The following is a 12,234-nucleotide window of genomic DNA, read 5'->3' on the forward strand; positions in this document are numbered from 1 at the left end:
TTAAAAAGTACTGCAACTTGAAGTATAACGAGTTTTCATACTATACGCTGCTACAGCTCTCTTGCCTATGATCTGGCTTTTAAAAACCATTTTCTGCATGACTCATCATTTCTAGACTCTAGTATCAACAATTGTTAAAAATTGGTTTGTTCGTTGATGCTATAACGCTGTTAAATAGAAAATTACGTGTTAGTATCATTTCATACTTTAATGGCCCAATATGTATATATTAACGTTTATTAAATAATATTATCGTTTGGGTAAGAAATTGGAAATGCGATACCAGCAATGAATGATCAATTTGACTTCTATCTTCTAGCAAAATGGGTATACTTTTCCAACTTTAACGATTTAGCTAATAAGTAGATAGCTCCGCGAGGACGCCTGCGCGCCATGAATCTAGACGCTACCCCGATTATTACATCACTGCTCGACACTGATGCTTATAAGCTTCATATGCAGCAGGCCGTGTTTCACCATTACAGCCAAGTTCCGGTTGTTGCCGAGTTCCGTTGCCGTAGTAGTGAAATTTTAGGCACCTATGCCAATGAAATCCGCCAACAAGTGCAATTAATGGCAGACCTCTCCCTAACCAAGGAAGAGTTCCATTACTTAAGTAGCCTACCTTTCTTTAAAGAGGACTACCTCACATGGCTGAAACAATTCCATTTCAAACCAGAGCAAGTCGATATCTCGACCACTGATGATGGGCAATTAGCTATTCGCATCAGTGGCCCATGGGTCGAAGTGATTATGTGGGAAGTTCCCCTACTAGCTCTCGTCAGTGAAATTGTTCAACGCGATAGACATCCGCAAATTACTGCGGATGATGCTGTAAAACAACTGAAAAAATTACTTACAGTGTTTTATAGCCAAGCGGAAGAGGATCATATCGACCTCAGCCGTTTCAAATTAATGGACTTTGGCACCCGTCGTCGCTTTTCATATGATGTACAATCCGCGATCGTGTCACTGCTCAAAAAGGAATTCCCTTACCTTGTTGGCACAAGTAACTATAAGTTAGCTCATGAACTTGGACTCTCCCCTGTCGGGACACAAGCACATGAATGGTTCCAAGCTCACCAACAAATTAGCCCTGAGTTAGCCAATAGCCAAATTGCAGCTTTACAGAGTTGGCTTGATGAATACCCAGACCAACTTGGTATTGCTTTAACCGACTGTATCACCATGGATGCGTTCTTGCGCGACTTTGATGCCGATTTTGCGAAGCGCTACCAAGGATTACGCCATGATTCAGGTGATCCTATTGAATGGGGAGAAAAAGCGATTGCTCATTATGAAAAGTTGGGTATCGATCCGATGAGCAAAACCTTGGTATTTTCCGATAGCCTTGATCTGCAAAAATCCTTAGAGCTTTATCGTTATTTCCACAAACGCATCAATCTGGTGTTTGGTATTGGCACGCGATTAACCTGCAATATACCCGGCGTTATTCCATTGAATATCGTCATTAAATTGGTTGAGTGTAATGGCAAACCCGTCGCTAAACTTTCTGATAGCCCAGGTAAAACCATTTGTGAAGATGATGAGTTCGTCAATCAGCTACGTAAAGCATTTGACCTACCAAAAATGGAAAAAGCCTGTTAATTCTTTTTTTCTTCCTTGTGTGATGCCTCTTCCTGCCATCTAGGCATCACACAAAAATAGACTTCTTCTTGCTATTCAGATATGAATTAGGTTATAGCTAAACCTGTTGGTTCCTCTATAGTGTAAAAGATAGTGCAAAAGTCGCGATTTTTTACTTGTTTCCTGCACCACTGCAAGTAACATAGAAAGTCGAACCTGATATATCGCATTTCAGGAACACAAATACGTTCACTGGGCTATAAATAAGCATTAAATGCCTATTAAGCGCCGTGAAAATATCATTATTTATTTCGTTTATATAAAAGAGAGTAATTTTTATGATCGTAGCGCCTGTAGTCGATGTACTGCAAGGCCGTGTGGCGGTTGGCTCTGAAGTCACCGTTCAAGGCTGGGTACGTACAAGGAGAGATTCAAATGCTGGTTTTTCTTTCCTCGCCGTTTATGACGGTTCCTGCTTCAATCCATTACAGGCTGTCATCAATAATAATTTATCCAATTATAACGACGAAGTACTGCATTTAACGACAGGTTGTTCTGTTGAGGTCACGGGGATCATCAAAGAGTCACCAGGCCAAGGTCAATCTTTTGAAATGGATGCAACCGCAGTGAAGGTAGTGGGTTGGGTTGAAGATCCTGATACATACCCAATGGCAGCAAAACGTCATAGCGTTGAATACCTTCGTGAAACAGCACATTTACGCCCACGTACCAACTTAATCGGCGCTGTTGCTCGTGTTCGTCACACCCTTGCACAAGCATTGCATCGTTTCTTTGATGAACAAGGCTATTTTTGGGTTTCAACCCCAATTATTACCGCATCAGATACCGAAGGCGCAGGTGAAATGTTCCGCGTTTCAACGCTGGACTATAACAACCTGCCACGTAACGATAAAGGCGAAGTCGATTTCAGCGAAGACTTCTTTGGCAAAGAAGCGTTCTTAACGGTATCAGGTCAGCTGAACGGTGAAGCTTATGCAACTGCACTGAGCAAAGTTTATACTTTCGGCCCTACCTTCCGCGCGGAAAACTCCAATACTAGCCGTCACTTGGCTGAGTTTTGGATGGTTGAGCCTGAAGTTGCATTTGCTAACCTTGATGATGTCGCAGGTCTCGCTGAGCAAATGCTGAAGTTTGTCTTCAAAGCTGCGCTAGATGAGCGTCGTGATGACCTAGAGTTCTTTGCTCAACGTGTTGATAAAGAAGTTATCAATCGCTTAGAAAGCTTTGTAAGCTCAGATTTTGCTCAAGTGGACTACACTGATGCCATCAAGATCTTGGAAAATTGTGGCCAGAAATTTGAAAACCCAGTTTACTGGGGCGTCGATATGTCTTCCGAACACGAGCGCTATTTAGCTGAGCAACACTTTAAAGCGCCTGTTGTCGTTAAAAACTACCCGAAAGATATTAAAGCTTTCTATATGCGTCTTAACGAAGATGGCAAAACCGTGGCAGCAATGGACGTTCTGGCACCAGGTATTGGTGAAATCATCGGTGGCTCACAACGTGAGGAGCGCCTTGATATGTTAGATGCACGCCTTGCTGAGATGGGTATGAATAAAGAAGATTACTGGTGGTATCGTGATCTGCGCCGTTACGGCACCGTGCCTCATTCAGGTTTCGGTCTTGGTTTTGAGCGCTTAGTGGCTTATGTCACTGGTGTAGGTAACGTTCGTGAAGTGATCCCATTCCCACGTACCCCAAGAAATGCCGCATTCTAATTCTTAACCTCTATTCAATATCGGGCTGTTTTATGCTTAATAGCCCGATATTATTTTAGTTCATTAATGACTTCCCTTTATTATATTTGTTATCTGCCTCACACTATTGCTTATATAGTTCAATAAATCACCTATTCATAAGTGCCATTTACCTTAGCTAAGAAAAATCTGCTTTTCTCATCATTTTTTCGGTTTTCTTTGGATAAATCTATTACTTATCCCTCTCCAACTTGTTCAAAAAAAGCTCAACTTGACCTTTGAAAAAGTTCCCTAAATTTTGTAATTATTTTTAAACTGGTCAAACCTATGGTTATTTTTCGCTCTATTTTTTACATTTAGAAACACCTTGTTACCATTTGTTTCAGAATCTTTATTTTTGTAGCACTTTGAGGGTAGATAAATTTATTTAGCAATGGAACACTGGACGCCGACATAGACGACACTAATCTCTCATAAATAGTTCCAATTATTTTTGCGAATTATTTTTGGCAGTGGCAGGTGTCCGAATAACACCAATGAGGGTAATAATAATGATGAAACGCAATATTCTTGCAATGGTTATCCCAGCTCTGTTGGCTGCCGGCGCAGCAAACGCAGCTGAAGTATACAACAAAGATGGCAACAAATTAGACGTTTACGGTAAAGTTGACGTTCGTCACTATTTTGCTGATGCTAACAAAAAAGCTGGCGAAAAAAGTGAAGATGGCGACGATTCACGCGTTCGTTTAGGTGTTAAAGGTGACACTCAAATCACTGACCAACTGACTGGTTTCGGTCGTTTCGAGTGGGAAACTAAGACTAACAAAGCTGAAGATGAAGGCGAAAACAAAAACCGTCTAGCATATGCTGGTCTGAAATTTGCTGACTTCGGTTCAATCGACTACGGCCGTAACTACGGCGTAATCTATGACACGAACGCATGGACTGACGTATTCCCACTGTGGGGCGCAGACACTATGGCTCAGTCTGACAACTTCATGACTAGCCGTAACCGTAACCTGTTAACTTACCGTAACAACAACGCGTTCGGTTATGTTGATGGTCTGAGCTTCGCTCTGCAATATCAAGGCAAAAACGGCGACAACAACAAATCTACCGCTGGCGTTCGTAAAGACAACGGTGACGGTTATGGTCTGTCAGCAGCTTACGACTTAGGTTGGGGTGTAACACTGGGTGGTGGTTACTCTAACTCTTCTCGTACTCCTGAGCAACAAGCTACTAAAGGTGCTGGTGGTGATAAAGCTCAAGCATGGAACGTTGGTGGTAAATTCGACGCTAACAACGTTTACTTAGCAGCTATGTACGGTCAAACACTGAACATGACTCGTTATGGTAATAAATCTACTGGTATCGCTAACAAAACTGAAAACGTTGAATTAGTAGCTCAGTACCTGTTCGATTTCGGTCTGAAACCATCTATCGGTTATAACCAATCTAAAGGTAAAGACCTAGGTACATACGGTAACCAAGATCTGGTTAAATATGTTTCTGTAGGTTCTTACTACTACTTCAACAAAAATATGTCTGCAGTTGTTGATTACAAAATCAACCTTCTGGACAACAATGACTTCACTAAAGCTAACGGTATCAACACAGACAACGTCGTTGGTCTGGGTCTGATCTACCAATTCTAATTATTGTTTAAACAATAATTTAGATAGCAGTGAAATCTGTTTTGAAAAGCAACGCTTCGGCGTTGCTTTTTTATTGTTCACTAAATGAACTTCAGTAAACAATCGTTTATTAAATATAAGGCTCCATCCACACGGCCAACTATCCCCATACCTCCTGTTTATCGTAATTAGCTTAAGTTTTCTGCCAATGCATTACGACTAACCCGCAATGGATTTAGCGTATTTTGAATAAATTGTGTATCTTTTGCTAATTTATAGTTCTTACCAACAAAATATTCTTTGGCACTTGCATCCCCTTTAGCCATATAAAGGATCCATGCAGTTGTTATCCCAGCAAACTCATTGTCCACCAAAGGCCTTAGCGGACTATAATGCGTTGCTGTCAGAGCAGTAGCTCCCCATGCAGGAACTTTCTTTATTAAAGGCAATAACCATAAACTAGGCCATGTAAAAGGTGGAACAACGACATCTGCCAAACCTGTCAATAATAGTGTCGGCTTCTTCACCGTTCCTCCCATAGCTAAAGGGCCTGGCTCAATAGATAGAGCCCCTGAAATACCGATATCAGAGTCAACCATAGCCAGTGTTTCGTCCGATAGACTTGCCGTTCGCAATGTCGCATGCCCTCCAGCGGAGTGCCCTGCAACAATACTATTTGCCAGATCGACCTTCCCATAGACAGGGGAATCAGGATCTCGATTCATTTGACTTAAAGAAAGGAAACCAAGCAGATGCATCGCAATAGTTGAATTAATAAAATTTGAGCTGATCACCACAATAAATCCATAGCTAGCCCAATGCGTTATCATCTCGGTATAATGCCCCTGATTCGATAAAATTCCTCCCACAAAGTTGATTACAGGGAGTTTTTCAAGGTTTGAAATATCTGATGGGTAATAAATACTGGTAGAAATAGGAGCACCAAAACCATAAGGAAATGAGTCATTGCATTTGATGTCAGAAAATGGGACTGCTAATTTAGATAGAAGCCCTACTAAGCCTCGGCAATCACCCATTACAGCGTTCGTAGAGACATCATGTGGCCCTACAATTCTAGCAAATTGTTCATTAGCCAAACCATACGCTTTTACCAATAGTGATTTAGGATTAACCTCATCACACAATTGGTGCATTGGATCTGTTACAACCTCTGATTGCTCTAGCACCTCCCTAACACGATGATCTAACTCATTGTTGATATTATTTTTCATAAATATACCCACTGGTTTATTAGTAAGAAATCTTCTATACGAATTATTATTCTTTGAATAATTCGAACACCTGTACATTTGGTAAAAATATCTTCTAAAACATCTTGTTCAGTATTTTCCGAGCGACTACCACTAGCAGTATTACCAGCTACGCAAGAAAAGAAACCATGAAAAATGGGAGGGATATTTAAAAAAAATCAACCGATTGTTCAAAAATTAAGTCACTATTCACAACAAATTGCTGGTAATAAAAAGGAACGATATTGATGGATAGAAGCATCTCACAATAAACATTTTTTAGGGTTCAAGATAAGATTTTTAGATAAATGTAACCGCTCTTCTAATAACACTGCCTTTTGTGCTATTTATGGTCATATTGCATACAATTTATATCTATATCACAAGATCTTGCCAATTTTTGGCAAAACGGTTGGCAAATTGTTTTCTGCGCGTTAACCTGAGCACTCAACATTTTCGGCTTAACAACTGAGCTTTGGAATCGACAACATGTTTGAAAAAATTACTGCTGCTCCTGCTGACCCTATTTTAGGCCTTGCTGATAGTTTCCGTGCTGATCCTCGTGATAATAAAATTAACCTCGGTATCGGCGTCTACAAAGACGAATCAGGTAAAACCCCTGTATTAGACACAGTTAAAAAAGCAGAGAAATTTCTGCTAGAAAACGAAAACACCAAAAACTATCTTGCCATCAGTGGTATGCCAGAATTCGGTCGTGTGACCCAAGAGCTGCTATTTGGCAAAGATCATGAAATTGTCACCTCTAAACGTGCTCGTACTGCACAAGCTCCGGGTGGTACAGGCGCACTGCGTATCGCAGCAGATTTTATCGCTAACCAAACCAATGCAAAACGTGTTTGGATCAGTAATCCAACTTGGCCAAACCATAAAAACATTTTTGAAGCCGCTGGGTTAGAAGTCCTCACGTATAACTATTATGATGCAGCAAGCCATGGAATGGATTTTGCTGGTATGCTTAATAGCCTTGCTTCTGCGGTTGCAGGGGATGTCATTGTGCTGCACGGTTGCTGCCATAACCCAACCGGTATTGATCCAACTTCTGAGCAATGGGCTAAATTATCCACCCTGTGTGCAGAAAAAGGTCTACTGCCTGTATTTGATTTTGCCTATCAAGGTTTTGCAAAAGGCTTAGAGGAAGATGCGGAAGGTCTGCGTATCTTTACCAAAGAAAACCCTGAAATGATCGTTGCGAGTTCTTACTCAAAAAACTTTGGTTTATACAATGAGCGTGTTGGTGCCTGTACGATTATCGCTAAAGACAGTGATAACGCAGAACGTGCATTTAGCCAAGCAAAAGCTGTTATTCGTGCTAACTACTCAAACCCACCAGCACATGGTGCAGCAGTTGTTACGACGATTTTGTCTGATGAAGCACTAAAAGCTGAGTGGATCCAAGAATTGACCTCGATGCGTGAGCGTATTAAACGTATGCGCCAACTGCTAGTCAATACCCTTGAAGAAAAAGGCGCTAAGCAAGACTTCAGCTTCATTATAAACCAAAATGGTATGTTCTCCTTCAGTGGGCTAACAAAAGAGCAGGTAGAACGTTTACGTAGTGAATTTGGTATCTATGCAGTGAGCTCTGGACGTATTAACGTCGCAGGCCTAACACTTGAGAACATGGTTCCACTGTGTGACGCTATCGTTAAAGTAATCTAATTCTATACTCCAAATAATTCGAGTTGTAGTTAGAGCACCATTAAAGATGGACGGAGAGCATAGATATACATAGTGACTCGGTCAATATCGTGCAGTAGTAACGCTACAATTTGAAGTATGACGAGTATTATATAACGATTAAGATTTACGATGACAGGAATGCCCCTCTTGTGCAAACAGAGGGGCATTTTTTATTAGTCTACTACCAAACAGGTTGCTCATCTTGTAAGAACGGATTGGTTTTGCGTTCATACCCTAGATCAGACATTGGCCCATGCCCTGGTATAAATTGATATTCATCGCCCAATGGTAAGACTTTATTTTTAATTGAAGAAATCAATGCTTGATGGTCTCCACGTGGAAAATCGCTACGCCCCACACCACCTTTAAATAATACATCGCCCATTGAAATAAGTTTGTCTGCATGATTAACAAATATAATATGACCTGGCGTATGTCCCGGACAATGCAATACATCAAAACTTAGTCCACCGCAGGTTACTGTTTGCCCCTCTTCTAACCAATAATCAGGTGTAAAATCAGGACAATCGCCGATATTAAACATCGCATTTTGTTGGGCTAAATTTTCAATCCAAAATGCATCTTCTTTTTGCGGGCCATAAATTGGCACAGAAAAATGCTTTGAAATCGTTGCAGACGCACCAATATGATCAGAATGCCCATGAGTCAGTAATATTTTAGTCAGTTTTAGGTCACGACTTTCAATCGCCGCGATCAGTTTCTCTGCTTCACCGCCTGGGTCAACAATCACGGCTTCCAACGTATTTTCATCCCAAATAATGTGACAATTTTGCATAAATGGCGTTACTGGGATAATCATATATTTCATTGAACATTTGCTCCGTATTTATGCTGCATACGCACTAAGCCATCTGCGTAACAGCTAAAAGAATAAAAATAATTATTGGGAGCATACCGAAGTCAGAGAAGAGTGTAAATGAAGAGGAACAGCCACAACCAGCCATTCAAAATAATTTAAACATAACCAGTAAAACAAAAACAAATCAATTAATCATTCTAAAAATAAATTTGCTAACAATTATTCTAAATAATTCGCGTTACAGCTAGGCGACAAGTGAGGATATCCCGAGGAGCATACATAAGTATGTGACTCGGGTAGCCGAGCGTAGTCAACAACGCTGCGGCGTGAAGTATGACGAATAATTAGAATAATTACCAAGTGCGGGCAGGGCCAGTATCAATATGCACAAAATTACTTCTTGGATAATACCCTACACCACCCGCTTTCATTTTCAGCGCGGCTTTACGAATATTACTCAACTGCAAACCTTCAATATGGAAATCCATCGCTTGCCCGCGAGTGTGGTAGCTTTTTTTAGCCACGCCACTACTGGTGCGACGCAATGCATTATTGGTTTCTAAAGAACGGTAACCAGAAATGAGTTGAATAGGTTTATTTGACCCCATCATCATCTGTAAAAGATAAATTTGATCAAATAATTTAGGATCAATCGTTTTTACTTTATCACTACGGTGATCACGGAATAGATGATTTAGCCGAGCAAGCTCTGATTTATTATAATGACGTCCATCAAAAAATTCTGTTTTCAAAAATTCACCTGTATTGATATTTTGAAAACGCAAAACTCTAGGTCTTGGGGTAGTCATAGCAGCAAATACATGACTTGGTAATAAACTCAGCCCAAGGGTTGCTGCGCCAACACCCAACCACTTGCGGCGATTTTGGTCAATTATATCCATAGTGAATAACTCAGATTTTAATTATGCTCTTCATATTTCAAGTTGCTGAACTATTGACTGACTACGTTCACTGGCACCAGTCACACAGTTTTCTATGCTCCTAGCGACTCGTTCGTTTAACGCCTAACAGCAGCTCGAATTATTTAGAGTATACGTTATTTAAATAGGGCAAAACCCGCGCTACTTACCAGTCTAACAAATGATATTTAATTTGAATGTATAAAAGTGTAAATAAGTGAGTAAATAAACGCAAATTAAACTTATTATCATCAAAAAAGAGAAGTACATCACTAATTGATAGTGAAAAATAATTTTTTTTAGTTTAAGAAAGGGAATAACAACCAAATAACGTGAGATTTGAGTATATGCATATCAAACTTCAAGTTATCGCGTTTTTCATCAAGATATAAGCGACATCATTCACTCGCGCCAATTACCGCATTTTGTGTACGCCTAAAAACTCGTTCACAGGTCGCTTAATTATACTTCAAGTGAATTAGAGTTTACATCTTGATCACTATTTAAGAATGATTTCAGGGAGAAGCCTCCCTGAAATCAATTAATGTACTAATGCAGAATATTTTTTATCGCTGGTAAATATTCTTCTGCATTATTAATACTGTTGTCATATTGATAAATATCTGCTCGGTACTGTGGCTGTTGATCTTTATCGACCCATGCGGTTTGATAATACAGATAAACAGGGATCCTATCCGGTATATTGACATACCTTGTTGAGCCCTCTTTAATTGCGCCATCAATACGCTTTTGCTCCCAACCCGCATCCCCTAATAAAATCGACGCAAGTTCATTTGCTTTATTCACCCGCACACAGCCGGAACTAATTGCCCTTGCACTACGGTTAAACAAACTGTGGTTCGGCGTATCATGTAAATAAATCGCATCAGAACTCGGCATATTAAACTTATAACGGCCTAAAGAGTTTGTGGGGCCTGGAGCTTGGCGAATACGATAAGGGAAGTTGGCAGGAGAGATTTGTTCCCAATCAATCGAATATGGATCAATTTCAAAAGAGTCCTGACCCCAACCCGAATACACAGTATATCCTTTGCGACTAAAGTAACTCGGGTCTTGCTTACCTTTCGGCGCAATATCCTTACGAGCCATGCTAGTTGGTACGCTCCATGGCGGGTTAATCACAACATTATTTAATGCACTGCTCATAATAGGCGTTTTGCGATCAGGCCGCCCAACAATCACTTTTGAATCTAAAATGATCTCATCGTTGAGATAAAAATTTAATGAAAAACCGGGAATATTCACTAAAATCCCTGTTCCATTACTTTCAGGAATAATACGTAAGCGTTGAATATTTAACGCCATCAACCCAGCTTTTTGCTGAGGTTTCATGTTCAGCCAAACTTTTGTCCCTTTACCCACCATTCCATCTGCTTCTAAGCCATATTGCAGTTGGAATTTCTTAACAGCTTCAACCAGCTCATCACTGTATAAACGGGCTTTGGCTGTTGCTGCCGCTATTTCAGCCTCCGTTGCTGAAGCATCTAATGCCTCACCAACCGCAGCTTCATCGAGTAAACCTTGTCGATACAAAATTTCACGCAACGTAATCACGTCATCACTGGACTGGCCAGGTTTTAGCGTCTTAGTATCCACTAACTCTAAACCATCATCATTCATATTAAGCTGCTTCAACATCTCCTTACGCATCGGCTGATACAGCTCATTTTGTGGCGCTTGGGCTTTAATCCATTCACTCAGGCGGTGTTCAGAAACAGCGTCTAGCCATGGCTTTATTTGTGTTGCCGTTGGCTCGACTAATTTATAAGGTTGTTTGCGATATAGCCAAAATTGCCCATTTGCTGAAACACCTGAAAGGTATTGTAAATACCCTAACATGGCATCCGAAAGAATAACATCTCGTCCTAGTTCACTCAGTTGAGCATTTTCAAGGCTCAATAACCATTCACTAAATTGAGGCTGAACTCCAGAAAGTGCTAACTCTGCTAACTGCTGCTGAAATTGTTCAATGGCGGTTTCATCTTGCCATAATAATTTCATTTGTTGATCAGCATAAATTTTGGATAACTGTGACGAAAAGACAGGTTTAACTCCTACGGGCAGTGCTGCTGTAATTTGAGCTAAGCTTTCACTAGGACTGATTGTCATTTCAGGTGTTGCAATAACATTTTGCTGTACTACTTCCTCTGTTTGCACGTGACCAATACCAACCTCTTGTGCAGAAAGAACAGGAAATTGCATTGACAACAATCCACAGATTACTGAAATTCGCAGAGCTTTCGCCCTTTTATTTGCCATAAATCCACCTTAAGTGACCACAATATGGATAATTTTCTTTTTATTATATTGATGACATATCTTTGTCATATTTCAAATTGCGCTATTTTACACTGAAATACAACAACGACATTACTCGCTCGAATCATTGTCTTTTCATGTTTATCAGGTATTTTTTCCTGTTGCAGCAAATCCAACATCAAGCTATTTAAAGTACATTGTATTAAATTCTAAAAAATATTTTATAGGAATAGACTAATTTTATACTTAAATATCATAAAATCAGCTTAATGGATATATAAAAGAAAAAATGCTCTGATTATTGAAAAAAAGAACCATTTACAC

Annotated in this window: 8 protein-coding genes; 4 read left to right on the forward strand and 4 right to left on the reverse strand. The window is 40.1% G+C overall.

Annotated elements, in window-relative coordinates:
* The first annotated feature begins 393 nt into the window (after positions 1 to 393).
* The 3 genes from pncB to SC428_RS07270 all read left to right on the forward strand — a co-directional run bounded on the left by pncB (position 394) and on the right by SC428_RS07270 (position 4,960).
* Positions 394 to 1,608 (forward strand): nicotinate phosphoribosyltransferase, encoded by a 1,215-nt coding sequence (pncB, locus tag SC428_RS07260; protein WP_283125457.1) that lies wholly within the window; start codon positions 394 to 396, stop codon positions 1,606 to 1,608.
* A gap of 317 nt (positions 1,609 to 1,925) precedes the next feature.
* Positions 1,926 to 3,326, forward strand: a complete 1,401-nt coding sequence (gene asnS / locus SC428_RS07265; RefSeq protein ID WP_140186219.1) for an asparagine--tRNA ligase — start codon at positions 1,926 to 1,928, stop codon at positions 3,324 to 3,326.
* A 530-nt stretch (positions 3,327 to 3,856) separates the two neighbouring features.
* Positions 3,857 to 4,960: a porin gene (locus SC428_RS07270; protein ID WP_412544578.1), complete on the forward strand. Its 1,104-nt coding sequence runs from the start codon at positions 3,857 to 3,859 to the stop codon at positions 4,958 to 4,960.
* A 167-nt stretch (positions 4,961 to 5,127) separates the two neighbouring features.
* Here the strand turns inward: SC428_RS07270 and SC428_RS07275 are convergent, their stop codons facing one another.
* Positions 5,128 to 6,171: a hypothetical protein gene (locus SC428_RS07275; RefSeq protein ID WP_318706628.1), complete on the reverse strand. Its 1,044-nt coding sequence runs from the start codon at positions 6,169 to 6,171 to the stop codon at positions 5,128 to 5,130.
* Positions 6,172 to 6,678: 507 nt separating this feature from the next.
* Between SC428_RS07275 and SC428_RS07280 the strand changes: the two genes are divergently transcribed.
* On the forward strand, positions 6,679 to 7,869 hold the full coding sequence (locus SC428_RS07280) for an amino acid aminotransferase (RefSeq protein ID WP_070924879.1): 1,191 nt from the start codon (positions 6,679 to 6,681) through the stop codon (positions 7,867 to 7,869).
* Between the two features lie 202 nt (positions 7,870 to 8,071).
* Here the strand turns inward: SC428_RS07280 and SC428_RS07285 are convergent, their stop codons facing one another.
* The 3 genes from SC428_RS07285 to ldtD all read right to left on the reverse strand — a co-directional run bounded on the left by SC428_RS07285 (position 8,072) and on the right by ldtD (position 11,910).
* The gene (locus SC428_RS07285) at positions 8,072 to 8,719 is read right to left on the reverse strand and encodes an MBL fold metallo-hydrolase (RefSeq protein WP_140180708.1); all 648 of its coding nucleotides are present in this window, start codon (positions 8,717 to 8,719) and stop codon (positions 8,072 to 8,074) included.
* Positions 8,720 to 9,063: 344 nt separating this feature from the next.
* Positions 9,064 to 9,612: a YcbK family protein gene (locus SC428_RS07290; protein WP_140180710.1), complete on the reverse strand. Its 549-nt coding sequence runs from the start codon at positions 9,610 to 9,612 to the stop codon at positions 9,064 to 9,066.
* Positions 9,613 to 10,179: 567 nt separating this feature from the next.
* Positions 10,180 to 11,910 carry a L,D-transpeptidase gene (gene ldtD / locus SC428_RS07295; protein ID WP_318706633.1) on the reverse strand — a complete coding sequence of 577 codons (1,731 nt, stop codon included), beginning with the start codon at positions 11,908 to 11,910 and terminating at the stop codon, positions 10,180 to 10,182.
* Positions 11,911 to 12,234 lie beyond the last annotated feature (324 nt).

The sequence above is a fragment of the Providencia sp. 2023EL-00965 genome, from assembly GCF_033550225.1.
Taxonomy (GTDB): Bacteria; Pseudomonadota; Gammaproteobacteria; order Enterobacterales; family Enterobacteriaceae; genus Providencia; species Providencia manganoxydans.

Coding starts and splice junctions, on each gene's coding strand:
- asnS (WP_140186219.1), top strand. CDS start 1,926: ATGATCGTAGCGCCTGTAGTCGATGTACTGCAAGGCCGTGTGGCGGTT.
- SC428_RS07290 (WP_140180710.1), bottom strand. CDS start 9,612: ATGGATATAATTGACCAAAATCGCCGCAAGTGGTTGGGTGTTGGCGCA.
- pncB (WP_283125457.1), top strand. CDS start 394: ATGAATCTAGACGCTACCCCGATTATTACATCACTGCTCGACACTGAT.
- SC428_RS07280 (WP_070924879.1), top strand. CDS start 6,679: ATGTTTGAAAAAATTACTGCTGCTCCTGCTGACCCTATTTTAGGCCTT.
- ldtD (WP_318706633.1), bottom strand. CDS start 11,910: ATGGCAAATAAAAGGGCGAAAGCTCTGCGAATTTCAGTAATCTGTGGA.
- SC428_RS07275 (WP_318706628.1), bottom strand. CDS start 6,171: ATGAAAAATAATATCAACAATGAGTTAGATCATCGTGTTAGGGAGGTG.
- SC428_RS07270 (WP_412544578.1), top strand. CDS start 3,857: ATGATGAAACGCAATATTCTTGCAATGGTTATCCCAGCTCTGTTGGCT.
- SC428_RS07285 (WP_140180708.1), bottom strand. CDS start 8,719: ATGAAATATATGATTATCCCAGTAACGCCATTTATGCAAAATTGTCAC.